Origin of the sequence: Methylobacterium terricola (assembly GCF_006151805.1) — a bacterium.
GTDB lineage: Bacteria > Pseudomonadota > Alphaproteobacteria > Rhizobiales > Beijerinckiaceae > Methylobacterium > Methylobacterium terricola.
Genome location: NZ_VDDA01000011.1, coordinates 24737 through 48181, shown reverse-complemented (window position 1 = coordinate 48181; position 23445 = coordinate 24737). Strand labels below are relative to the sequence as shown.

Sequence of the window (23445 nt, the reverse complement as noted above, 5' to 3'; positions counted from 1 at the left end):
GTCAGCGCATTCGCCGCTTCCTTCGAAGAAGAAGGCTGCAAAGCCCACGATCATATCGAGGCAATTTGATGAAAGTTCAGGCGCGATCGAGAGCAAAGACGATGGCCGCTCGCGGCCTGCTCTCGCTCCTTTGCTCGACGAGCTCGTATGCAGCGTTGGCGCAATCGTCCGGCTACCAGGATCCGGGACGCCCCGGCGACGCCGCGAGCTGGCGCACGCCGGAATATATGGGTGATTGGGGCCTCACCTCGATGCGGGCCGACCAGGCCTATGCCCGCGGCATCACCGGCCGGGGCGTCGTGGTCGGCTCGGTCGATTCGGGCTTCCTCGCCTCCCATCCGGAATTCGCCGGCCAGGTGACGCCGCTCACCGTCCAGGGCACCTACCTGGCGAGCGGCTACCGCTACGAGACCGCCGCCGGCGTGCGCAGCGATCTGTTCTCCGCGGGCGCACCGTTCTCGGTGCCGGGCACCTGGATCCGCGGCGTCAACGACGACCACGGCACCCATGTCGACGGCACGATCGTCGCGCGGCGCGACGGCACGGGCATGCACGGCGTCGCCTTCGGCGCGACCTTGCTCGCCACCAACACCAACGCCACCGATTCGTCGATCTACGGCGCCAACCAGGATTACAATTACTTCAAGGCCGCCTACGGCAACCTCGCGGCGTCCGGCGCCCGGGTGATCAACTCGTCCTGGGGCAGCCCGCCGCCGTCCGAGAACTACAACACCCTCGCCGGGGTCGCCGCCGGCTATGCCAGGTTCCAGGGCCGGCCCGACTGGCTCGACGCGGTGGCCGAGACCGCCCGCCAGTACGGCACCATCATGGTCTTCGCCGCCGGCAATGCCGGGGTGAACAACCCGACCGTCCGGGCCGCCCTGCCGTATTTCGAGCCCGACCTCGAATCGCGCTGGATCGCCGCCTCGGGTCTCACCATCGACGACGGCACGGCGTTCAACCGCTGCGGGCTGGCCAAGTACTGGTGCATCGCCGCGCCCGGCCGCGGCATTCTGAGCACCGTCACCTCGACCACGGGCGTCGCCGGCTACGGCACCAAGAGCGGCACCTCGATGTCGGCGCCCCACGTCACCGGGGCGCTGGCGCTGGTGATGGAGCGCTATCCCTACATGACCAACGAGCAGGCGCGCGACGTGCTGCTCACCACCGCGACCCATCTCGGCAGCGGCCCGGCCGACCGGCCGAACGAGACCTTCGGCTGGGGCAAGATCGACCTCGACCGGGCGATGAACGGCCCGGGCCAGTTCCTCGGCCGCTTCACCGCCACACTGCCGGGCAGCACCGCCGACATCTGGTCGAACGACATCTCGGATGCGGCCCTGCGCCAACGCCAGGTGGAAGATTCCGCCGAACACGCGGCCTGGATCCAGGACAAGGCCGCCCGCGGCTGGAGCGCCGGCCTGCCGGCGGGCACCACCGCCGACCAGCAGACCGAATACACCTACCGCGAGGCGCGCGACCGGGCCTTCCTCACCCGCACCTACCAGGGCGGGCTGACCAAGGCCGGGGACGGCACGCTGATCCTCACCGGTGCCAGCACCTATAGCGGCAGCACGGAGGTGAATGGCGGCCTGCTCGCCGTCAACGGCTCGATCACCTCGGTCGCGAACGTCAATGCCGGCGGCACGCTCGGGGGCAGCGGCACCCTCGGCGGGCTCACCGTCCGCTCGGGCGGCACGGTGGCGCCGGGCAACAGCATCGGCACGCTCAACGTCGCCGGCAACGTCAGCTTCGCGGCGGGATCGCGCTACGCCGTCGAGGTGGCGCCGGGGGCGAGCGACCGCATCAGCGCCACCGGCACGGCGCGGATCGACGGCGGCACCGTGACGGTGTCGGCCGAAGGGACCGGCGCGCCCCTGAGCCCGGGCGCCCTGCGCGGGCTCCTGGGCCAGCGCACCACCATCCTGTCGGCGGGCCAAGGACTGACCGGCCGCTTCGACGCCGTGACGCCGGGCTACACCTTCATCGGGGCGAACCTCGATTACCGCGCCGACAGCGTCGGGCTGACGCTGGCGCGCAACGCCACGAGCTTCGCCTCGGTCGGCGCCACCCGCAACCAGGCGGCGACGGGCGGGGCGATCGAGGCGCTCGGGGCCGGCAACGCGCTCTACGAGACCGTGCTGGTCAACACCGATCCGGCCGCTGCGCGGACCGCCTTCGCGGCCCTGTCGGGCGAGGTCCATGCCAGTGCGGTGACGGCGCAGTTCGAGACCGCGTTCTTCGTCCGCGAGGCGATCCTCGACCGCCTGCGCCGCGGCGATCCGTCGGACGCGCCGGTGTTCCCCGGCCTCTCGGCGCCGAGCCTGCCGGCGGCCTACTCGGCCGACCTGCCGGGCCGGGTCGCGCCGCCGGTCCAGGTGCCGGCGCAGCTCGTCGCGCCGCGGCCTTACGCGATCTGGGGCCAGGGCTTCGGCGCCTTCGGCCGCACGCGGGGCGACGGCAACGCCGCTTCCCTGTCGCGCCAGATCAGCGGCTTCGTGCTCGGCGCCGACACCCCGGTCGATCTCGGCGGGATCGCCGGCGGCTGGCGCCTCGGCGTCGCCGGCGGCTACACCAACACCAGCCTCGACGTGACCGGCCGCGCCGCCTCGGGGGTGATCGAGAGCGGCTTCGGCGGCCTCTATGCCGGCACGGCCCTCGGACCCGTGGCTCTCCGCTTCGGCGGCGTGGCCGGTGGCAACAGCCTGTCGCTTCGGCGCAGCATCCTGGCCCCCGGCTTCGCGCAGGGGCTGAATGCCCGCGCCAGCGGCCTCACCGCGCAGGTCTTCGGCGAGGTCGGCTACCGGGTGGCGTTCGGGGCGGCCATCATCGAGCCCTTCGTCGGCGCGGCCGCGATCCGCATCGGCCAGGACGCCTTCACCGAGCGCGGCGGCCCGGCGGCGCTGTCCGGCCTCGGCCGCGACAACGACCTCGCCGCGACCACCGTCGGCGTGCGGGGTGCGACCCGGCTCTCGGCCGATCTTCCGGTGACCCTGACCGGGCTCGTCGGCTGGCGCCGGGCCTATGGCGACGTGGTGCCGAAGGCGCTCCTCGCCTTCGGGGCCGGCCAGACCGGGTTCCTGGTCGCCGGCGTGCCGATCAACCGCGACGCGGTGGTGGCGCAAGCCGGAATCGACTGGGCCGTCTCGCCGGCGGCGACGCTCGGCGTGTCCTATACCGGACAGGCCGGCGAGCGGGCGCAGGACCATGCGGTGAAGGGGAATTTCACGTATCGGTTCTGACGGGGTGACGACGGGAAAGGCCCGCCGCCTCGGCCGAGGCGGCGGGCCTTGCTTGTGCAATTCGAGCCGAACCCGGTCCCACCTCTCAGGGGCAACCCGGGGCCGCGTCGCGGAATCCAGGATCCGGAACCGCCGATGGTGCAGGATCGCGCGAAACGCCGGTCGACCTTTCCGGTCAGGCCCGCATGTGTGAATCCCGGGCTCCGCTGACGCGGCCCCGGGACGACACGGAGGGTTTCAGGATCGACCGAATGAGACGATCGGCGCTTGCCCGCTTGCCTCGAGAATCCGGCTTGCCCCGAAGATTACCGCTTGCCCAGCATCTCCATCGGCGTCCGGTAGGTCTCCCGCGCCGTGAAGATCGAGATCGCGGCGATCGCCGCCGTGGCGGTGACGAAGGCCGCCACCGGAACCCAGCCGGTCGGGCCGGTGCCGAGGAGCGAGGCGCTGATCACCGGGGCGAAGCCGCCGAGCGCGAAGCCGATCTGGGTGCCGATCGCCATGCCCGACAGGCGGACCTTGGTGTCGAACATCTCGCCGTAGAGCGACGGCCACACCCCGTTGGCGGCGCTGTAGACCACGCCCGAGAGCAGGATGCCGAAGGTGAAGATCAGCGCCAGGTTGCCCTGGCTGATCGCCCACATGTAGGGCCAGATCAGCGCCGCGGAGCCGAGCGCGCCGAAGATGAAGACCGGGCGGCGGCCGATCCGGTCGGCGAGCGCCGCGAAGGCCGGGATCGCGCCGAGCGCCACGAGGTTGGCCAGGATGAGTACGGTCAGCATCATCGACCGGTCGATCTTCATCGTGTTGACGGCGTAGGACAGGGTGAAGACGCTGAAGATCGTGCTCACCACCGAGACCAGCGCCGCGAAGATCACCCGCAGCACGTCGGCCCATTGCGTGCGGAACAGCACCGCGACCGGCAGGCCCTCCTTCTTGTGGGGCTGCGCCTGCTGCTCCTTCTCGAAGACCGGGGTCTCCGGCAGGGTGCGGCGGACCCAGAAGCCGACCGCGACGACGACGGCGCTGAGGAAGAACGGGATGCGCCAGCCCCAGGACAGCATCTGCGCCTCGGGCAGCTGCGTCACCGGCAGGAAGACCAGGGTGGCGAGGATCAGCCCGGCCTGGGTGCCGCTCAAGGTGAAGCTGGTGAAGAAGGCGCGCTTGTTCTCGGGCGCGTGTTCGAGGGTCATCGAGTTGGCGCCGGCCTGCTCGCCGGCAGCCGAGACGCCCTGGAGCAGGCGGGCGATCACCAGGAGGATCGGCGACAGGATGCCGAGCTGCTCGTAGGTCGGCAGGCAGCCGATCATGAAGGTCGAGATGCCCATCAGCAGCAGCGTGAAGGTCAGCACCTTCTTGCGGCCGAAGCGGTCGCCGATATGGCCGAGCGCCACCGCGCCGAGCGGCCGGGTGATGTAGGCGACGCCGAAGGTCGCGAACGAGGCGATCGCCGCCGCCTGCGGGTTGTCGGGCGAGAAGAACAGCTTCGGGAAGATCAGCGCCGCGGCGGTGCCGTAGATGAAGAAGTCGTAATATTCGACCGCGCTGCCGATCCAGCTCGCGAGCGCGGCTTTCTTGGGGGTCTTCGCGGCATCGTGCGCGACGGCAGCGGTCGCTGCCGCCGGATAGACGGAGGAGGACATCGGACGTTTCCTGTCGGGGAGGGGGAGAGAACGGGCCCGTTGGGTCGGGCCGCCTTGTTCGGGGAGGGACGGCTCGGGCTTACCGGCCGAGCTCGGCGAAATGGCGGAGCATCCGCTCCGGGTCCGGGGTCACGCCGGTGATGAGCCGGAACGCCTCGACCGCCTGAAACACCGCCATGCCGCCGCCGTCGAGGGTGCGGCAGCCGATCCGCCGCGCCTCGCGCAGGAGCGCGGTCTCGAGCGGGAAGTAGACGATCTCGGCGACGAACAGCTTCGGATGCAGGTACTCCGCCGGAAGCGGCAGGCCGGGATACTTGTCCATGCCGGTCGGCGTGCAGTGGACGAGGCCGTCGGCCGCCGCCACCTCGGCCGCCAGGTCGGTGCAGGCCCGCGCCCGGCCGGCGCCGAAGCGCTCGCACAGCGAGGCCGCGACCGCCGCCGCCCGGCCCGGATCGATGTCGTTGAGGACGAGGTCCCTGACCCCGAGGGTGAGCAGCGCGTGGGCCACCGCCGCGCCGGCCCCGCCGGCGCCGAGCTGCACGACGCGGTCGAGCGCCACATCGGGCAGGCCGCGCCGGAACGCCTCGGCGAAGCCCCACCAGTCGGTGTTGTGGCCGACCCGCTTGCCGTCTCGCAGGACCACGGTGTTGACCGCCCCCAGCGCCGCCGCGTCGGGCGACAGCTCGTCGAGATGGTCGAGCACCGCCTGCTTGCAGGGATGGGTGATGTTGAGGCCGGAGAAGCCCATCAGCTCGGCCGCCCGCAGCAGCTCGGGCAGCGCGTCCGCCCCGAGGCGCAGGAGCGCGAGGTCGATCTTCTGGTAGAGCAGGCGCAGGCCCTGCGCGTCGCCCTCGCGCTCGTGCATCGCCGGGGTGCGGGAGGCCTGGATGCCGTTGCCGATCAACCCGGCCAGCACGGATGGGGGGGCAGCGCCCATGGCGCGGGCTCCTCTGTAGCGTTCCTCGGATGGCGCGATTGCGACGCGCTTGAATCCAAATGTACGAACCAGTACGTTCATGTCAACCCGGAAAAGCGGCAGGCCTCCGAGCCTCGCTCCGGGCTCGACGGAGCCGGCCGCGTTTGCGATGGAAAGCCGGCGGGAACGCGGAGGGGAGAACGCGATGAGGAAGGCGATCGCCACGGTGTCGCTGAGCGGCACGCTGATCGAGAAGCTGGAGGCGATCGCGGCGGCGCGCTTCGACGGGGTGGAGATCTTCGAGAACGACCTGCTGTTCCATACCGGCGCCGCCCGCGACGTACGCCGCTACGCCTCCGACCTCGGGCTTTCGATCGACCTGTTCCAGCCGTTCCGCGATTTCGAGGGCGTGTCGGACGAGCAGCTGAAGCGCAACCTCGACCGGGCCGAGCGCAAGTTCGACCTGATGGAGGAATTGGGCGCGCCGCTGATCCTGGTCTGCTCGAATGTCGGCACCGAAGTCTCGGATGACGATGCCCGGATGGCCGACCAGCTCTACCAGCTCGCCGAGCGGGCAGCGAAGCGCGGCCTGAAGATCGGCTTCGAGGCCCTGTCCTGGGGCACCCGGGTGCGCACCTTCGACCGGGCCTGGGGCATCGTCGAGCGGGCGAACCACCCGCATCTCGGCCTGATCCTCGACAGCTTCCACACGCTCGCGCTCCCCGACGACTGGTCGGGCATCGCGAATCTCCCGGGCCAGCGGGTGTTCTTCGTCCAGCTGGCGGATGCGCCGCGCATCGGCATGAACCCGCTGACGCTGAGCCGCCATTTCCGCTGCCTGCCGGGCCAGGGCGACCTCGACGTGCCGGGCTTCCTCCAGGCGGTGCTCGCCTGCGGCTACACGGGGACGATCTCGCTCGAGATCTTCAACGACGAGATGCGGGCCGCGCCCCCGCGCCAGACCGCCGCCGACGGCCACCGCTCGCTGCTGTTCCTGGAGGAGCGGGTGCGCCGTACCGAGGAGGCCGCCGCGCAGGCCCCCTCCCCGGCCAAGCGGCCGCGCCGCCGGGTCGAGCTGTTCGATCCGCCGCTGCCGCCGGCCATCGCCGGCCACCGCTTCATCGAGGTGGCGGTGGACGAGCGCTGCGAGGGAGCGCTGGCGCGGCTCCTCGGCCAGCTCGGCTTCACGCGGCTGGGCCGCCACCGCAGCAAGGCGGTGACGCTCTACGGCCAGGGCGAGATCCGCATCGTGCTCAACCGCGAGCCGGATTCCTTCGCCTCGTCCTACTTCCTGATGCACGGCCCCTCGGTCTGCGCGCAAGCCATCGCCACCGACGACGCGCTCGCCGCTTTGGGCCGGGCCGAATCCTACGGCGCCAGCCGCTTCGGCGGCCGGATCGGGCCGGACGAGAACACTTTCCCGTCGATCCGCGCGCCCGACGGCAGCCTGATCATCCTCACCGACCCGCAGACCGGCGACGATTTCGAGCGCGACTTCGTGATGGACGAGGGTGCGGCGCCGACGGGCCTCCTGACCCGGATCGACCACGTCGCGCAGGCCCTGCCCGAGGGCCAGCTCGATTCCTGGGTGCTGTTCTATCGCGCCGTGCTCGGCCTCGAGCCCGAGGACGTGGTGGTCTTGCCCGACCCCTACGGCCTGGTGCGCAGCAAGGCGATGTCGAATGCCGAGCGCACGATGCGGATGCCGCTCAACATCTCGGAGAGCCGCAACACCGCCACCGCCCGGCTGGTGACGAGCTTCGCGGGCGCCGGCGTCCACCACATCGCGCTCGCCACCGACGACATCTTCGCCGCGGCGGAGCGCCTGAAGGCCGCCGGGGCGACGCTGCTGCCGATCCCGGCCAACTACTACGACGACGTGGCCGCCCGCTTCGGCCTCGACGACGCCACCATCGCCCGGATGCAGTCCCTGAGCATCCTCTACGACCGGGTCGGCGACGGCGAGTTCCTGCAATTCTACACGACGCCGTTCGAGGAGCGGTTCTACTTCGAGGTCGTGCAGAGGACGGGCGGCTACGACCTCTACGGCGCGCCGAACGCCCCGGTGCGGATGGCGGCGCTCGCGGCGTTGCGCGGGCCGAACCTGTCCCAGGTGCTGCGGTAGGCGGGTCGGGAGCGGGCCGGTCCCGCCCCTCCCCTTTCCCGGACGACTGAACCGAAGCGGAAGGAGATCCGGGATCCAGGGGAGAGGTGCCGCGACGCGGCTCCGGATGCTGCAACGTTGCAGATAAATGGACGCTTCGCGATTTCTTGTGCTGGTTCCCGGATCTCCTTCGGCTGGCGCTTCAGTCGTCCGGGAAAGGGCGTGGGCGGCATGACCGATCGGCAGACAGCAAAAAGCCCCCGGAGCCGCGCTCCGAGGGCCGTCCTTCTACGTCAATCCAAACTTACTTCTTCTCGTCCGCCTTCGTCGCGGGAGCCGCGGCGGTCTTCTCGATCTTGGCCTGCTCGCGCAGCTTGGTGATGAGGTCCTGCTGCGTCTTGCGGGTGAGGTAGGCCTCGACCTGCTCCTTCATCTCGTCGAAGCTCGGCACCGGCTTGGTGCGCTTCTCCTCGACCTTGATGACGTGCCAGCCGAACTGGGTCTTGACCGGGTCAGAGATCTTGCCGGCCTCGATCTTGAACGCCGCATCGGCGAAGGGCGCGACCATCCGCTCCTTGGTGAACCAGCCGAGATCGCCGCCCTCGGCCTTCGAGCCGGGATCCTTCGAGGTCTCGGCCGCGACCTTGGCGAAGTCCTCGCCGCCCTTCAGGCGCGCGGCGATCTTCTTGGCCTCGGCCTCGTTGTCGACGAGGATGTGGCGGGCATGCACCTCCTCCTCGGGCTTCATCGCCTTGACGGTCTCGTCGTAGAGCGCCCGCTCGGCCTGCGGCGTCACCGCCTTCTTGGCCTCGCGCTCCAGGTACTCGTCGAGGAGGAGCTTGTCGCGGAAGTAGGCGAGCTTGCGGGCGAAATCCGGGTTGTCGCCGACCTTGGCCTTCTCGGCGGCCTGGGCGCCGATCTTCAGGTCGACCATGTAGTCGACGAGGAGGCCCTTCTTCTGCGCCTCGTCGACGCCGGGCAGCGACAGGGCCGGATCGTCCGCCGCCACCGCGAGGTCGCCGGCGGTGATCGGGGCGCCGTTCACCTTGGCGACGACCGTGTCGGGCGACGGGGCCGGGGCGGCGGGCGCAGTGGCAGGAGCGGCGGCGGGGGCCGGCGCCTGGGCGAGAGCCGCGCCCGGCAGGAGGCCCGGCACGAGCAGCCCGAGGGCGAGCGCGCCGTTGCGCCAGAGGGGGGAGAGGGTCGGCATGGCGTGATCCTTGGGTCCGTGCGCCTTGGGGCCCGTGCGCGAAGTCGGTCGTGAGACCGGCGGACAGGTGGCAAAGATCGGCCGACAAGACAAGCGGCGCGCACGCCGCACGAGCAGCCCCCGCGGATCCGTGATCCGCCGGGGCTGCGAAGCGGTGGCTCAGTACCCGGTCGAGGCGACCTCGACCCGGTTGCCGCGGCGGGCGAAGGCCACCGAGGCGGCGGCGCCGTCCTGGCTGCCAGGCACCGAGAAGCTGACGACCTGGTCGGAGGCAAGCGTGGTGATCACCCGCAGCGGGGTGGCGGCACCGGCCTCCGTCGGCGCCAGGGTGGCGACGACGCGAAGGCCGTCCTTCTCGACGGTGTAGTAGGCCGAGCCGCGCACCGGACCGAGATCGAGGCTGTGGGCCTGGCGCGGATTCAGCTCGGAGGCGCCCGCAGCGGTCGCGAGAACGAGGCCGAGGGCGGTGAGGGAGAGGAGACGCATCGGTGGTCCAGGGGTTCTGTCCGGGGCGGGGAACGCGTCCGGAAAGCCGGGATTCGCCGGGAGACGCAAACTAACCATTCATTCTTTTGCAATGCAATAGAATTATGTTGCATTGCACAATACGGCGGTCGCACTTCAGATCATCCTGTCGCGCCCCGCGTGACCTGGGGCGGCCGCCGCCCTACCTGCGGGACGGACGCCGCCCCTCAGAAGTCCTGCCAGACCCGCCGCCGACGCCGGACGCCCGACGAGACGCCCCATGAGCACCTACCGTTTCGACAGGCTCCTCGCCCCGCGCTCCGTGGCGCTGGTGGGCGCGAGCGCGCGGCCGAACGCGTTCGGCGCCGCGATCCTGCGCAACCTGCGCGAGGCGGGCTTCACGGGGCCGATCTGGCCGGTGAACCCGCGCCACGACAGCGTCGACGGCGTCCAGGCCTTCGCCGACCTCGCCGACTTGCCCGAGCCGGCCGATCTCGTGGTGATCGTCACGCCCCCGGAGACGGTGCCGGACGTCGTCGAGGCAGCGGGCCGCAAGGGCTGCGGCGCGGCGATCGTCATCACCACCGGCCTCGGCAGCGGTCCGGATTCCCTCGCCGAGGCGGCGCGGGCGGCGGCGCGGCGCCATTCCCTGCGCCTCGTCGGCCCCGACAGCATGGGGCTGGCGGTGCCGAACGCGGCGCTCAACGCGAGCCTGCTCGCTCGGGCGCCGCTCCCCGGCGACCTGGCGCTGATTTCGCAGTCGCGCACGGTGGCGGCCGGCATCGTCGCCTGGGCGCAGGGGCGCGGCACCGGCTTCTCGGGCATCGTCTCCCTCGGCAACGCCGTCGACGTCGACATCGCCGATTGCCTCGACCACTTCGCCGCCGACATCCATACGCGGGCGATCCTGCTCTCGATCGGCACCGTCACGGATGCGCCGAAATTCATGTCGGCGGCCCGGGCCGCCGCGCGGGCAAAGCCCGTGGTGGTGCTCCGCTCCGGGCGGCACGACGCCCCCTCGGCGGTGGAGGGCGGTCCCCGCCATCCCGGCATCACGCATACGGGAATTTTGGCGCGGACCGACGCGGTGTACGACGCCGCCTTCCGCCGCGCCGGGCTCCTGCGGGTGCAGGATCTCGACGAGATGTTCTCGGCCGTCGAGACCCTGGGGCGCCAGCGGCCGTTCCCGGGGCGGCGCCTGGCGATCCTCGCCAATGGCCGCGGCGTCGGCGCCATCGCGGTCGACCGGCTGCTGGATCTCGGCGGCAGCCTGGCGGGCCTCTCCGGCGCGACGCGGGAGCGCCTCGCCGCCGCGGTGCCGGGCACCACCGCGGAGGCCTGGCGCAACCCGGTCGATATCGGCGCCGATGCCGACGGGCCGCGCTACGCCGCAACGCTCGAGGCGCTGCTCGCCGACCGCGACAACGACGCGGTGCTGGTCATCAACGTGCCGACGGCGCTCTCCGGCGGCAGCGCGGTCGCCACCGAGATCGTCGAGGCGGTGCAACGGGGCCGCAAGGGCAGCTTCCGCGCCCGGCCGGTCTTCGCCGTCACCGTCGGCGACGAGGCCGCCGGCGAGATCCTGAGCCAGGCCGGCATCCCGCGCTTCGCCACCGACGCCGACGCGGTCGAGGGCTTCACCCATCTGGTGCGGTACCGCGCGGCGCAGGACGACCTCACCACCACCCCGGCGGTCCTGCCCGACGATCTCGTGCCGGATGCCGGTGCCGCCCGGACGATCGTCGATCGGGTGCTCGCCGAGGGCCGCACCTGGCTCGACCCGCGGGAGATGGCCGGCCTGCTCGCCGCCTACGGCATCCCGACCCAGCCGCTGACCCTCGTGCCCGACGCCGACGCGGCGGCGGAGGCCGCTTGGCCGATCATCGCCGCCGGGGGCACGGTGGCGCTCAAGCTCGCCTCGCCGGACGTGGTGCACAAGTCCGATGTCGGCGGCGTGCGGCTCGGCCTGACCAGCGAGGCGGCGGTGCGGGAGGCCGCCGCCGAGATGCTGGCCCGGGTGGCGCGGGAGCGGCCCGAGGCCCGGGTCACTGGCTTCGTCGTCCAGGCGATGCTGCGGCGCACGCAGGCCCGCGAGCTGATCGCCGGCCTCGTCGACGATCCGGTCTTCGGCCCGGTCGTGGTGTTCGGCCGCGGCGGCACCGCCGTCGAGGTGATCGACGACCGGGCGCTCGCCCTGCCGCCCCTCGACCGGCGCCTCGCCGCCGACCTGATCGGGCGGACCCGGGTGGCGCGCCGGCTCAAGGCCTACCGCGACGTGGCGGCGGCCGACGAGGCGGCGGTCGCCCTGGTGCTGGTCAAGCTCGGCCAGCTCGCCGCCGACCTGCCCGAACTGCGCGAGCTCGACATCAACCCCCTGCTCGCCGACCGCGACGGCGTCATCGCGCTGGATGCCCGCGCCGCCGTGGGACCGCTGCCGCCCGAGCGCCGGCGCGACGCGGGGGCCGGCCCGAGCCATGCCCGCTTCGCCGTGCGACCCTATCCCCGCGCCTGGGAGCGCCGCATCGTCCGCGACGGGCAGGCGGTCCTGGTGCGGCCGGTGCGGGCCGAGGACGAGGGGCTGTTCGAGACGTTCTTCCGGCAGGTCAGCGCCGAGGACCTGCGCCTGCGCTTCTTCGCCCCGGTGCGCGACTTCAGCCACGCCTTCCTGGCGCGGCTCACCCAGCTCGATTACGCCCGGGCCATCGCCTTCGTGGCGATCGAGGAGGCGACCGGCACGATGATGGGGGCGGTGCGCCTCCACGCCGATGCCAACCACGAGACCGGCGAATATGCGATCCTGGTCCGGTCCGACCTCAAGGGCCTCGGCCTCGGCTGGTCGCTGATGGGGCTGATGCTCGACTGGGCGAAGGACGAGGGCTTGGCCCACGTCGAGGGGCAGGTGCTGCGCGAGAACACCACCATGCTGGCGATGTGCCGCAAGCTCGGCTTCACGGTGAGGACGGACCCGTCCGACCCCGACCTGATGCTGGTGCGGCGGGCGCTGACGGGGGAGAGTGCCGCGCCCTCCCCTTGAGATTCGGCTCTCGCAAGACCCTGCTCCCGTATGCGCGACACCCCTCCCCCCGACATCGCCGGCGGCCTGCTCCTCACCGCCGCCGCCGGATTCGTCGACGCCGTCGGCTTCCTGCGGCTCGACGGGCTCTACACCTCGTTCATGAGCGGCAACTCGACCCAGTTCGCGGTCTCGCTGACCCAGCCCGGCCACCCGGTCGCCTGGGAGATCGCCCTGCTGTTCGTGTCCTTCCTCGCGGGCGGCTTTTCCGGCAGCCTGGTCTCGCTGCGCCTGCCCGGGCGCTGGGGTCCGGCGGCAGTGCTCGGCCTGGAGGCCGTTTTCCTCGTCGCGGCCCTCTCCACGGCGCTGAGCCCGTCCCTCGGGGGCCCGGCCGCGCCGCTGCTCGCCGCCGCCATGGGGGCGCAGAACGCGGCGCTCCGCCGGAGCGCGGGCTTCCGGCCCGGCGTCACCTTCGTGACCGGCACCCTCTACAGCCTCAGCCACACCCTCGCCCAGGCCGCCGCGCGGGTCGGGCCGGCCTTCGGCTGGGTGCCGGATGCCTGCACCTGGCTCGCCCTGGTCAGCGGGGCGGTGGCGGGGGCCCTGGCCTATCGCGGCTACGGGCTCGAGGCGCTGGTGGCGCCGGTTCTCGGCGTCGGGCTGGTGCTCGCCGTGGCGGTCGGCCGGGCCGTGCGGGCGGGGGCGTGACGGGATGGCCGGCCCGCACGACTTTCTCCACCTCCGGCGCGAGCCGGCGAGCGGCATCGAGGCGGTGACGGCGCGGTTCCACGGCCACGCCTACGACATGCACCACCACGACGAGTGGCTGGTCGGCGTGACCCATGACGGCATCCAGGATTTCTACTGCCGCGGCGCCCGCCGGCAGAGCACGGCCGGGCGGGTGATCCTGATCGAGCCGGGCGAGCGCCACGACGGGCAGGCCCTGCAGGCGCCGGGCTTCCGCTACAGCATGCTGTACCTGCCGCAGGCTTGGCTGCGCCGTGCCATGGGCGGGAGCGATATGGGGATCGGCTTTCGCCGCACGCTGGCCGACGACCGTCGGCTCGGCGACGCGATCGGCCAGGCCTGCCGGGCCGTGTTCGAGGCCGCCTCACCGCTCGCGACCGATGCGGCCCTCGACGACCTCGCGCGGCACTTGCGCCGCCACCTCGGCGCCGCCGAGCCCGCTCCGGCACCGGCCGGCGATCCGGTCGTCGCCGAGCGGGCGATGGCGTTCCTCCAGGCCCATGCCGCGACGGCCTTCGGTCTCGACGCGCTCGCGCAAGCGGCCGGCGCCGCCGACCGGTTCCAGCTCGCCCGGGCCTTCCGCCGGCGCTTCGGCACCTCGCCGCATGCCTGCCTGGTCGAGCTGCGGCTGGCCCGGGCCCGGGCGCTCCTGCGCGACGGGGTTCCGCCGGCGGACGCCGCCCTCGATGCCGGCTTCGCCGACCAGAGCCATCTCGGCCGCTGGTTCCGCCGCGCCTATGGGCTCACCCCGGCCGTCTACCGGAGCGGGCGCACGAACGTTCCAGACGCGCCGGCCGGGCTCGGTTAGCCCTGCGGTCGATCACCCGCAGGGAAAGACGCCGATGTTCGACACCAAGGTGGCGGTCCTGGTCCGCGACGACCTGGCCATGTGGCAGAAGCTGAACGTCACCGCGTTCCTGGCGACCGGCATCGCCGGGGCCGTGCCCGACGCCATGGGCGAGCCCTATCGCGACGCCGCCGGGCGCGCCCATGCCCGCCTGCTCGGCCAGCCGATCCTGATTCTCTCCGCCTCCACCGAGGTGCTGCAACGGGCCTGGCAGCAGGCGATCCAGCGCGACCTGACCCGCAGCGCCTATGTGCGGGCGATGTTCGAGACCGGGGACGACGCCGCCAACCGGGCGGTGTTCCAAAAGGAGCCCGCCGACGCGCCCGACCTCGTCGGCCTCGCCCTGCACGGCCCGAGGAAGGATGTCGACAAGGCGGCGAAGGGGGCGGCGTTGCACCCGTGAGACGCCGACGTCACCACGATCGACCCGATCGCGACGATTTCCGCGTCGTCCCGGGGCCGCGACCGCGGGATCCGGGATCCATCACCGCCGACGGTCGAGGACGCAGCGGAACGCCGGTCGCCTCCGCCGGCATTCAGCCGATACGGATCCCGGGCTCCCGGCTTCGTCGTGCCCCAGGATGACGCGGAGGGTTTCCGGAGCGGGATCGTCTGCCGAAAAATCCGGACACGCACCGTCATCCCTTCAGATGATCCAGCGGCAGGGCCGTAGTGTATTTCACCTGATCGAGCGCGAAGCTCGACCGGATCTTCGCCACGCCGGGGATCCGGGTCAGGTGATCGACGATCAGGCGCTGGTATTCAGCCAGGTCCTCGACCACGACCCGCAGCATGTAGTCGGCCTCGCCGCTCATCAGGTAGCACTCCATCACCTCCGGCCGGTGACGGATGGCGTCGGAGAAGGCCTGGAGAGCGGCCTGGGTCTGCTTCTCCAGCGAGACGTGGACGAACACGTTGACGTGGAGGCCGAGCGCCTGCGGGTCGGCCACGGCGACGCAGCGCCGGATGATCCCCCGGGCCTTGAGGTCGGCGACCCGGCGCCAGCACGGCGAGGTCGAGAGCCCGACCGCCTCGGCAAGCTCGCCGATGCCGACCTCGCTGTCCTGCTGCAGGTGCTCGAGGATGCGGATCGAGGCCGGATCGAGGTCGACGGGTCTGGCCGGCACGGTCCTGCCTCATCCGGGGTGAAACGCGGTCGGAACGGCCGTCTATCACGCCCTAGGCGGCAGACCCATCCGAATCGTTCCACAGCCACGCCGCCCCGCGCACCCCCGAGGCGTCGCCGTGGCGACTCTGACGGATCGGGGTGTCGAAGCCGCCGCCGAAGACGTGCGGGGCGACGCGCCCCGGCAGGGCGTCGTAGATCTCGGAAATGGTCGAGAGGCCGCCGCCGAGCACGATCACGTCCGGATCGAGCACGTTGACGACGCCCGCAACCCCGCGCGCGAGACGGTCGAGCCAGGCGGCGAAGGTCTCGCGCGCCGCCGCGTCGCCCCGGCGCATCGCCGCGACGATCGCCTCGCCGGTCATCGCCCGGTCGGTGCGCCGCGCGTGGTCGGCGGCGAGGCCCGGGCCGGAGAGCCAGGTCTCGAGGCAGCCGTGGCGGCCGCAATAGCAGGCCGGGCCCGGACGCTCGTCGTCGCGCGGGTGCGGCAGCGGGTTGTGGCCCCATTCCCCGGCGATGCGCCCGCGCCCGGACAGGGCCCGGCCCGCGAGCGCGATCCCGGACCCGACGCCGGTGCCGAGGATCACCGCCCAGACCACGCCCGCCCCCTGCCCCGCCCCGTCGACGGCCTCCGACACCGCGAGGCAGTTGGCGTCGTTCTCGAGCCGCACCGGGCGAGCGAGACGCGCTGCGAGGTCGGCGCCGAGCGGCCGGCCGTTGAGCCAGGTCGAGTTGGCGTTCTTGACCCGGCCGGTCGCCGGCACCAGGGCGCCGGGAATGCCGAGTCCGACCGTGCCGCTCCCGCCGGCCTGCCCCTCCAGCGCCGCGACGAGGGCCGCGATGGCCCGGAGCGAGGCGTCGTAATCGCCCCGTGGGGTCGCGACCCGCCGCTCGGCCAGCACCCGGCCGGTCTCGTCGAGGGCGATCCCGGCGATCTTGGTGCCGCCGAGATCGATGCCGATGCGCAAAGCCGCCATCGCCGTCAGGGCGCGACCGGGACCGGCTTCTCGTCGGCGATCGCGGTGCCGATGGCGACGGGGTTGGCCATCACCTCGCGCAGCTTGACCGGATCGAGCTCGCCCTCCCAGCGGCTGACCACCACGCAGGCGACGCCGTTGCCGACGAGGTTGGTGAGCGCGCGGCACTCCGACATGAACTTGTCGATGCCGAGGATCAGCGCCATCGCGGCCACCGGCACCGGGTTGCCGGGAATGGCGCCCAGCGTCGCCGCCAGCGTCACGAAGCCGGCGCCGGTGACGCCCGAGGCGCCCTTCGAGGTCAGCATCGCGACCGCGATGATGGTGGCGTATTGCCCGAAGCTGAGATCCGCCCCGACGGCTTGCGCCAGGAACAGGGTCGCCAGCGTCATGTAGATGTTGGTGCCGTCGAGGTTGAACGAGTAGCCGGTCGGGATGACGAGGCCGACCACCGAATCCGAGGCGCCGAGGCGCTTCATCTTCTGCATCATGTGCGGCAGCACCGTCTCGGACGAGGAGGTGCCGAGCACGATCAGGAGCTCGTCCTTGATGTAGGCCAGGAACTTGATGATCGAGAAGCCGGAGAAGCGCGCGATCAGGCCGAGCACCACCAGCACGAAGAGCAGGCTGGTGAGGTAGAAGGTGGCGACGAGGCCGGCGAGGTTGCCGAGCTTGCCGATGCCGTACTCGCCGATCGTGTAGGCCATGGCGCCGAAGGCGCCGATCGGCGCCAGCTTCACGATCATGCCGATGATGCGGAAGAAGATCTCGCCCGCCGCCTCGATGGCGTGGATCGCCGGCCTGCCGCGCTCGCCGAGACCCGTGATGACCACGCCGGTCAGCACCGCGATCAGCAGGATCTGCAGCAGGTCGCCGCCCGCGAAGGCGTCGAAGTAGCTCTTGGGGATGATCGCCATGATGTGGGCGATCGTCGAATCGGCCTGCGCCTTGCTGGCGTAGCCGGCGACCGCCTTGGCGTCGAGCTTCGCCGGATCGACGCCGAACCCGGCGCCCGGCTGCACGATCTCGCCGACGACGACGCCGATCACCAGGGCGAGCGAGGACACGACCTCGAAGTAGATCAGCGCCTTCAGGCCGACCCGGCCGACCTTCTTGAGGTCGCCGATCGACGCGATGCCGTGCACGATGGTGCAGAAGATGATCGGCGCGATCATCATCTTGATGAGCGCGATGAAGGCGTCACCCAGCCACTTCATCGCCTTGGCGGTGTCGGGCGCGACGTAGCCGAGCAGGACGCCGAGCGCGATGGCGATCAGGACCTGGATGTAGAGGACCCTGTACCAGGGCTGCGACGAGCCCGGGGCCGCCGCGGCGGGCGTGGCGTGCTGCATGTTCGTTCTCTCCCCACGGTGCCGGCCGGCGCGCGAGCGGCCGTCGCTGTGCGGCCTTGGCCGCGTGACTGTCGTGTGTCGGACGGCCCGCGGACCCGGACAGTGTAGGAAGTCCGCGCCGTGCCGTCCAAGTCGAAATTTTTAGAGAACCTGCCGGCCCTCCCCATTCCGGTCCCGATACCTTGAGGACATCCGGACCGGTCCGGCCCGGACGCCATCCTGCCCCGCGATCACCTTCGCGCGACAGGGCTGGGACCCGGGCCGGACGCGGCATGCCGTGCGCGTGCGGCGGCGTCAACGGCCCAATGGATTACGGCGGGCGGTTCGATCGTGCGGGGCGGATTCGTCGCGCGCGGTTGGCGACCGCGGGACCGCACCCAGGTCGCGGCCATGAAAAATCCCGGGCTCCGGCAGGGCGGAACCCGGGATGTCCGATGATACGACGGATGACGGCCGGCCGCGGCGCTCAGGGCGTTGGCTGGGTCCGGCGCGGGCGCACGGTCCAGCGCTCGAAGTTCGGGGTCCCGTCGTCGCGGGCCGCGTCGCCACCCGGCACCGCGGCGCCGAGCGCCTGGGACAGGCTCTCGATCACGTCGTCGATGCGGGTATCCGGGTGGGGCTCCGGCGGCGGCGGCGGGGTCGGCTCCGGCCGCGCTTCGGCCTGGGGCGGCGGGGGCGGCGCCGGCTCGTGGACCGGCTCGGGCGACGCCTCGGCCTGGGGCGGCGGGGGCGGCGTCGGCTCGGGGGCCGGCGGGGTCGCGATGCGGCGCAGCGCGTTGACGACGCCATCGTCGCCGTTGCGGCTCGGGGCGGCGTAGCGGCCGAAGCCGTAGCGCGGCTCGATCAGGTCGAGCACTGCATCGAGGGCGGCGTTGGAGAGCGCGATCTCGCCCGGCTGCGGCACGCCCTGGAGGGCGATGCTGCGGCCCTCGTAGGCCGGGTCGGTGCTGACCTCGGGTCCGAACCAGGGCGGGACCGGGAAGCCGTTGGCCTCGTCGGGATTGTCGAACACCACCGAGACGACGTCGACATGGGCGGGGGCGACGTAGCGGTCGACCAGCACGTCGCGGCCGTTGCCGAGCGCCACCTGGGTGCGGTCGTAGGCGGCGCGGCCGGCGCAGACATCGAGCAGCGCGTCGCCATGGGCGCGCGGCACCTCGGTGCGCTCCTCGCTCGAGGCGCCGCCGTCGGAGGTGACGAGGACGAGATGGCACTGGCCGCCATCGACGCGCACGAACGAGGTCCGGCCGGATTGGGGCGGGAAATAGCCTTCGGTGATGCGGGAGGAGCCGCGCTCCTTGCGGATCAGGCGGACCAGCGCCGGCGCAACCTGGAAACGTCGTACGAGGGTCATACGCTCAACTCCACGGGGGTCGCGGCCAAGAGGCAGCCTAAGAGGCTATCGGCCGCGATCGGCGTCAACTCTCGCGTATCGACCGATCACGGCGACAGAATCAAGACCATGGTTCCGCTGCCCCCCGGTTTATTGACCAAATTCTATCGAGCGGCGGGGCCGTTGGAGGGGTTGCTGGCGCATCCGGCCGGTCGTGCCAGGTTCGCGGTGATCAGGGCCTCCGCGGCGAGGCCGAGCGAGCGGTTCGGCCCCTCGGTGCCGAAGATCTGGCCGCAAGCGAAGGCCCCCTCGATGAGGAGCAGCAGCGCGTCGGCGAGGGGCTCCGGCGCCGCGGCGCCGGCCGAGCCGGCCACCGCGGCGAGACGGGCATGGAGCGCGCGCTTGCTGGCGCGCACCGACTCGCGGACCGGGTGATCGGCCTCCGGGTACTCGACGAGGGCGTTGGTGAGGCCGCAGCCGCGAAAGCCCGGCCGGGCGCTGCGCCCGGCGATGCCGGACAGGAAGGCGACGAGGCCCGCCCGCGGGTCGCCCGGATGGGCCGCCAGCGCCTCGTCGAGCCGGCCGACGAGGCCGGCGGCGTAATCCTCCAGGCAGGCGACGACGAGCGCGTCCTTCGAGGCGAAGCCGCGATACAGGCTCGGCTTCGTGACGCCGGCCCGGGCCACGATCTCGTCGACGCCGACGCCCCGGATGCCGCGGCTGTAGAACAGCTCGCGCGCGGCCGCCCGGATCCGGTCGCCGGCCCGGGCCGGCGCAGTGCCGTCGGCATTCCGCCCGTCCGCCATCCGCGTCACTCTCTCGCCTGCGTCATCGCCTCGGCTCCCACGGCCTGTGACCCCTTGACGATGTTACTGACCGGTACGTAACGTCCTAACATGATTCGGGGAGGGTGTTCCAGCATGAGTTCGACGTTGTCGCCGCAGGGCCTCGCCTCCCCTGCCCCCCACCGGCCGCGGCCCTTCGGCCAGAACTACGCCTTCGTGGTGGTGGGGGTGATCTTCCTGTGCCTGCTGGCGGCGGCGGGCCTGCGGGCCTCGCCGGGCGTGCTGATCCTGCCGCTGGAGCAGGCCTTCGGCTGGAGCCGCTCCACCACCTCCTTCGCCGCCGGGCTCGGCATCTTCCTGTACGGGCTCGTCGGGCCGTTCGCGGCGGCGCTGATGCAGAGCTTCGGCATCCGCCGCACGCTCCTCTGCGCGCTGGCGTTGATGGCGAGTTCGACGGCCCTCAGTGCCCTGATGAGCGAGCCCTGGCACCTCGTCGCGACCTGGGGCGTGCTGTCGGGCCTCGGCAGCGGCTGCGTCGCCATCGTGCTCGGCGCCACCGTGGTGAACCGCTGGTTCGCGGTGCGCCGCGGCCTGTTCATGGGGCTGCTCACCGCCAGCACCGCCACCGGCACCCTCGTGTTCCTCCCCGGGCTCGCGGCGATCGCGCAAGCCGGCGGCTGGCAGCCGGTGGTGCTCACCGTCGCCTGCGCCATCGCGGCGCTGATCCCGCTCGTCGCCTGGCTGCTGCCGGAGCGGCCCTCGGATATCGGCCTCACCCCCTATGGTGCGGCGCCGGGCACCGCCTCCGAGCCGCCGCGGCGCGCCAACCCGTTCCGGGCGGCGATCGACGGGCTGGTGCGGGCCAGCGGCAAGGGCGATTTCTGGCTCCTGTTCGGCACCTTCTTCATCTGCGGGCTCACCACCAACGGGCTGGTCGGCACCCACCTGATCTCGTTCTGCGCCGACCAGGGCATCCCGGAGGTGCGGGCCGCCGGCCTCCTCGCCCTGATGGGGGTGTTCGACCTCATCGGCACCACCGGCTCGGGCTGGCTCACCGACCGCTACGACCCGCGCAAGCTGCTCTTCGTCTATTACGGCCTGCGCGGCCTGTCGCTGATGGCGCTGCCCTTCACCGACTTCTCGTTCTACAGCCTGTCGATCTTCGCGGTGTTCTACGGCCTCGACTGGATCGCCACGGTGCCGCCGACGGTGCGGCTCGCCAACGAGGCCTTCGGCGAGCGCGACGCCCCGATCGTGTTCGGCTGGATCGCCGCCGGCCACCAGCTCGGGGCCGCCACCGCCGCCTTCGGCGCCGGCCTGGTGCGGGCCTCGGAAGGCCGCTACCTCGAGGCGTTCCTCGCCGCCGGCCTCACCGCCCTGATGGCGGCGTTGATGTCGCTGATGATCGGCCGGATGCGCCAGGCGGCCCCGGCGGCCGCGTGAGGATGTGCGGGACGCGTGGCGTCCCGCACCCGATTGTCCTTTTCCCCTCTCGGCTTCGCGCGCCTTGCCCTGGTCGGGGCGCCCGGTCTACCCCATCTGTTCGACGGGCCGACAGGGCTCGCGACGTGAAGGCCGTTCTCCCGAGGTCATCGATGCTCACCGACACTCCCGCGGCCGGTACCGCCCCAGCGGGCGCCCTGATCAAGGACACCACCACCGCGACCTTCCGCCAGGACGTGATGCAGGAATCGCTGCAGCAGCCGGTGCTGGTCGATTTCTGGGCGCCGTGGTGCGGGCCGTGCAAGCAGCTCACGCCGGTCATCGAGAAGGCCGTCAAGGATGCTGGCGGCAAGGTGAAGCTCGTCAAGATGAACATCGACGAGCATCCCCAGATCGCCGGCCAGCTCGGCATCCAGTCGATCCCGGCGGTGATCGCGTTCCAGCGCGGCCAGCCGGTCGACGGCTTCATGGGCGCCCTGCCCGAGGGCCAGATCAAGGCCTTCATCGAGCGCCTGGTCGGCCCCCTCGGGCCGACCGCGGTCGAGGACCTGATGGCCGAGGCGACCGCCGTGGCCGAGGAGGGCGACACGGAGGCCGCCGCCGAGATCTACGCCGCGGTGCTCGCCCAAGAGCCCGGCCATGCCGGCGCCATCGCGGCGCTCGCCCGCCTTGTCCTCGACCGCGGCGACCTCGAGGGCGCCCGCCACTTCCTCGACGCGGCGCCGCCCGAGGCCGCCAAGGACCCGGCGATCGCAGCGGTCCGCGCGGCGATCGAGCTCGCCGAGCAGGCCGCCGCCCTCGGCGACCTTGCCGGCCTGCAGCAGCGGATCGACGCCGACCCGGCCGATTACCAGGCCCGCTTCGACCTCGCGCTCGGCCTCAACGCCAAGGGCAAGCAGCAGGAGGCGGTCGACCAGCTGATCGAGATCGTCCGCCGCGACCGCACCTGGAACGACGACGGCGCCCGCAAGCAGCTCTTGCAGCTGTTCGAGGCCTGGGGGCCGATGGACCCGATGACCATCCGCGGCCGGCGCAAGCTGTCGACCCTGATGTTCTCGTAGGGCGCCCATAAGTCCAAGTCCGGCGCGGCATTACGCCGGACAGGTATCCACGTCGCCGGCTGGCGCCCTAGAACGTCAGATGCGAGCCCGGGCCCGAGACGACGGGGCCCGGGGCACCCTTCGTTTCGCGCGGGAGCGACGCCGATGAGCATGAACGTCGCCTACAAGGGCCCGGCCGATTGCCCGGGCGTGATCCCGGTCTTTCCGCTCCCCGGCGCTCTGCTGCTGCCGCGGGGCCAGATGCCGCTGAACATCTTCGAGCCGCGCTACCTCGCGATGATCGACGACGCGTTGCGCACCGACCGGGTGATCGGCATGATCCAGCCCGATTCCGAGTCCGGCGAGACGCCGCTGTCTCCGAAGCTGTTCCGGGTCGGCTGCGCCGGCCGTGTCACCCAGTTCGCCGAGACCGGCGACGGCCGCTACCTGATCTCGCTCACCGGCATCGCCCGGTTCCGGATCGAGGAGGAGCTGTCCACCACCACGGGCTACCGCCGCTGCAAGGTGACCTTCGCGCCGTTCGAGAGCGACTTCCACGCCCGCGCCGGCGAGGACGCGGTCGACCGCGCCGGGGTGCTGAAGGCCCTGCGCGATTTCGTCGACGCCAACGACCTCAAGGTCGACTGGGCCGGGATCGAGGAGGCCCCGAACGAGGCGCTGGTCAACGCGCTCTGCATGATGAGCCCGTTCGGCCCGCGCGAGAAGCAGGCGATGCTCGAGGCCCCCGACCTCAAGACCCGGGCCGAGGTGCTGATCGCCGTGACCGAGATGGAGCTGGTGCGGGGATCGGGCAGCGAGCCGACGCTGCAATAGGCGCCGCTTTGGGGTAAGGCCCTGGGGCGAAGCCCCTGTCGAAACGAGATGGGCGACGCCCGTTCCGCCATGTCGCAAGGATGCCTCGTGACCGATTCCCTCGACGCCACCCGCATCGACCCGAAGCTGCTCGAGCTCTTGGTCTGCCCGCTGACCAAGGAGCGGCTCGACTACGATTCCGCCCGCCAGGAGCTGATCAGCCGCTCGGCCAAGCTCGCCTATCCGATCCGCGACGGCATCCCGATCATGCTGCCGGAAGAGGCGCGGCCGCTGGCGGATTGAGCGGCGGGCGGAGTGCCGGCCGGTCCGTGGGCGGGAGGCGCGACGGCGCTTCCGCCTCGTCCGATCCCCTGGGCCGCGCGGCGGGG

At 72.0% G+C, this 23445-nt stretch carries 19 protein-coding genes; 10 read left to right on the top strand and 9 right to left on the bottom strand.

Features of this window, described 5'->3' with window-relative positions:
* The first annotated feature begins 101 nt into the window (after window positions 1-101).
* Entirely contained in the window at window positions 102-3242 is a 3141-nt protein-coding gene (locus tag FF100_RS21510) for an autotransporter serine protease (protein ID WP_171070284.1), read from the top strand.
* A gap of 305 nt (window positions 3243-3547) precedes the next feature.
* Here FF100_RS21510 and FF100_RS21505 read toward each other — a convergent pair whose 3' ends face one another.
* Together FF100_RS21505 and FF100_RS21500 are read right to left on the bottom strand one after the other, a co-directional pair.
* Entirely contained in the window at window positions 3548-4885 is a 1338-nt protein-coding gene (locus FF100_RS21505) for an MFS transporter (RefSeq protein WP_139037791.1), read from the bottom strand.
* Window positions 4886-4964: 79 nt separating this feature from the next.
* Entirely contained in the window at window positions 4965-5822 is an 858-nt protein-coding gene (locus FF100_RS21500) for a shikimate dehydrogenase (protein WP_139037790.1), read from the bottom strand.
* Between the two features lie 184 nt (window positions 5823-6006).
* Between FF100_RS21500 and FF100_RS21495 the strand changes: the two genes are divergently transcribed.
* On the top strand, window positions 6007-7926 hold the full coding sequence (locus FF100_RS21495; protein WP_139037789.1) for a bifunctional sugar phosphate isomerase/epimerase/4-hydroxyphenylpyruvate dioxygenase family protein: 1920 nt from the start codon (window positions 6007-6009) through the stop codon (window positions 7924-7926).
* 283 nt (window positions 7927-8209) lie between these two features.
* Here the strand turns inward: FF100_RS21495 and FF100_RS21490 are convergent, their stop codons facing one another.
* Entirely contained in the window at window positions 8210-9115 is a 906-nt protein-coding gene (locus FF100_RS21490; protein WP_139037788.1) for a peptidylprolyl isomerase, read from the bottom strand.
* Window positions 9116-9274: 159 nt separating this feature from the next.
* On the bottom strand, window positions 9275-9601 hold the full coding sequence (locus FF100_RS21485; RefSeq protein ID WP_139037787.1) for a hypothetical protein: 327 nt from the start codon (window positions 9599-9601) through the stop codon (window positions 9275-9277).
* 259 nt (window positions 9602-9860) lie between these two features.
* Here FF100_RS21485 and FF100_RS21480 point away from each other — a divergent pair, with 259 nt between their 5' ends.
* From FF100_RS21480 to FF100_RS21465, 4 genes are read left to right on the top strand one after another with little or no spacing between them, the layout of a single operon-like run.
* Window positions 9861-12614 (top strand): bifunctional acetate--CoA ligase family protein/GNAT family N-acetyltransferase, encoded by a 2754-nt coding sequence (locus FF100_RS21480; RefSeq protein WP_139037786.1) that lies wholly within the window; start codon window positions 9861-9863, stop codon window positions 12612-12614.
* A 30-nt stretch (window positions 12615-12644) separates the two neighbouring features.
* Window positions 12645-13301, top strand: coding sequence for a YoaK family protein (locus FF100_RS21475; protein ID WP_139037785.1), 657 nt, complete (start codon window positions 12645-12647; stop codon window positions 13299-13301).
* A 4-nt stretch (window positions 13302-13305) separates the two neighbouring features.
* Window positions 13306-14148 (top strand): AraC family transcriptional regulator, encoded by an 843-nt coding sequence (locus FF100_RS21470; RefSeq protein WP_139037784.1) that lies wholly within the window; start codon window positions 13306-13308, stop codon window positions 14146-14148.
* Window positions 14149-14182: 34 nt separating this feature from the next.
* A complete protein-coding gene (locus tag FF100_RS21465) occupies window positions 14183-14590 on the top strand; it encodes a DUF2000 domain-containing protein (protein ID WP_139037783.1) in 408 nt (135 codons plus the stop codon).
* Window positions 14591-14825: 235 nt separating this feature from the next.
* Here FF100_RS21465 and FF100_RS21460 read toward each other — a convergent pair whose 3' ends face one another.
* From FF100_RS21460 to FF100_RS21440, 5 genes are all read right to left on the bottom strand, one after another.
* A complete protein-coding gene (locus tag FF100_RS21460; RefSeq protein WP_139037782.1) occupies window positions 14826-15314 on the bottom strand; it encodes an Lrp/AsnC family transcriptional regulator in 489 nt (162 codons plus the stop codon).
* A gap of 52 nt (window positions 15315-15366) precedes the next feature.
* A complete protein-coding gene (locus FF100_RS21455; RefSeq protein ID WP_139037781.1) occupies window positions 15367-16290 on the bottom strand; it encodes an ROK family protein in 924 nt (307 codons plus the stop codon).
* Between the two features lie 5 nt (window positions 16291-16295).
* On the bottom strand, window positions 16296-17642 hold the full coding sequence (locus FF100_RS21450) for a dicarboxylate/amino acid:cation symporter (RefSeq protein ID WP_139037780.1): 1347 nt from the start codon (window positions 17640-17642) through the stop codon (window positions 16296-16298).
* Between the two features lie 466 nt (window positions 17643-18108).
* Window positions 18109-18996 (bottom strand): CYTH domain-containing protein, encoded by an 888-nt coding sequence (locus tag FF100_RS21445; RefSeq protein ID WP_139037779.1) that lies wholly within the window; start codon window positions 18994-18996, stop codon window positions 18109-18111.
* Window positions 18997-19139: 143 nt separating this feature from the next.
* Complete coding sequence (locus FF100_RS21440; protein ID WP_139037778.1) at window positions 19140-19781, bottom strand: TetR/AcrR family transcriptional regulator; 642 nt, start codon at window positions 19779-19781, stop codon at window positions 19140-19142.
* 114 nt (window positions 19782-19895) lie between these two features.
* Here FF100_RS21440 and FF100_RS21435 point away from each other — a divergent pair, with 114 nt between their 5' ends.
* The 4 genes from FF100_RS21435 to FF100_RS21420 all read left to right on the top strand — a co-directional run bounded on the left by FF100_RS21435 (window position 19896) and on the right by FF100_RS21420 (window position 23359).
* Window positions 19896-21203, top strand: coding sequence for an MFS transporter (locus FF100_RS21435; RefSeq protein WP_139037777.1), 1308 nt, complete (start codon window positions 19896-19898; stop codon window positions 21201-21203).
* 152 nt (window positions 21204-21355) lie between these two features.
* Window positions 21356-22264, top strand: a complete 909-nt coding sequence (gene trxA, locus FF100_RS21430) for a thioredoxin (protein WP_139037776.1) — start codon at window positions 21356-21358, stop codon at window positions 22262-22264.
* Between the two features lie 144 nt (window positions 22265-22408).
* Entirely contained in the window at window positions 22409-23077 is a 669-nt protein-coding gene (locus FF100_RS21425) for an LON peptidase substrate-binding domain-containing protein (RefSeq protein ID WP_139037775.1), read from the top strand.
* 87 nt (window positions 23078-23164) lie between these two features.
* Window positions 23165-23359, top strand: a complete 195-nt coding sequence (locus FF100_RS21420) for a Trm112 family protein (protein ID WP_342779018.1) — start codon at window positions 23165-23167, stop codon at window positions 23357-23359.
* Window positions 23360-23445 lie beyond the last annotated feature (86 nt).

Coding starts and splice junctions, on each gene's coding strand:
- FF100_RS21510 (WP_171070284.1), top strand. CDS start 102: ATGGCCGCTCGCGGCCTGCTCTCGCTCCTTTGCTCGACGAGCTCGTAT.
- FF100_RS21505 (WP_139037791.1), bottom strand. CDS start 4,885: ATGTCCTCCTCCGTCTATCCGGCGGCAGCGACCGCTGCCGTCGCGCAC.
- FF100_RS21500 (WP_139037790.1), bottom strand. CDS start 5,822: ATGGGCGCTGCCCCCCCATCCGTGCTGGCCGGGTTGATCGGCAACGGC.
- FF100_RS21495 (WP_139037789.1), top strand. CDS start 6,007: ATGAGGAAGGCGATCGCCACGGTGTCGCTGAGCGGCACGCTGATCGAG.
- FF100_RS21490 (WP_139037788.1), bottom strand. CDS start 9,115: ATGCCGACCCTCTCCCCCCTCTGGCGCAACGGCGCGCTCGCCCTCGGG.
- FF100_RS21485 (WP_139037787.1), bottom strand. CDS start 9,601: ATGCGTCTCCTCTCCCTCACCGCCCTCGGCCTCGTTCTCGCGACCGCT.
- FF100_RS21480 (WP_139037786.1), top strand. CDS start 9,861: ATGAGCACCTACCGTTTCGACAGGCTCCTCGCCCCGCGCTCCGTGGCG.
- FF100_RS21475 (WP_139037785.1), top strand. CDS start 12,645: ATGCGCGACACCCCTCCCCCCGACATCGCCGGCGGCCTGCTCCTCACC.
- FF100_RS21470 (WP_139037784.1), top strand. CDS start 13,306: ATGGCCGGCCCGCACGACTTTCTCCACCTCCGGCGCGAGCCGGCGAGC.
- FF100_RS21465 (WP_139037783.1), top strand. CDS start 14,183: ATGTTCGACACCAAGGTGGCGGTCCTGGTCCGCGACGACCTGGCCATG.
- FF100_RS21455 (WP_139037781.1), bottom strand. CDS start 16,290: ATGGCGGCTTTGCGCATCGGCATCGATCTCGGCGGCACCAAGATCGCC.
- FF100_RS21450 (WP_139037780.1), bottom strand. CDS start 17,642: ATGCAGCACGCCACGCCCGCCGCGGCGGCCCCGGGCTCGTCGCAGCCC.
- FF100_RS21445 (WP_139037779.1), bottom strand. CDS start 18,996: ATGACCCTCGTACGACGTTTCCAGGTTGCGCCGGCGCTGGTCCGCCTG.
- FF100_RS21440 (WP_139037778.1), bottom strand. CDS start 19,781: ATGGCGGACGGGCGGAATGCCGACGGCACTGCGCCGGCCCGGGCCGGC.
- FF100_RS21435 (WP_139037777.1), top strand. CDS start 19,896: ATGAGTTCGACGTTGTCGCCGCAGGGCCTCGCCTCCCCTGCCCCCCAC.
- trxA (WP_139037776.1), top strand. CDS start 21,356: ATGCTCACCGACACTCCCGCGGCCGGTACCGCCCCAGCGGGCGCCCTG.
- FF100_RS21425 (WP_139037775.1), top strand. CDS start 22,409: ATGAGCATGAACGTCGCCTACAAGGGCCCGGCCGATTGCCCGGGCGTG.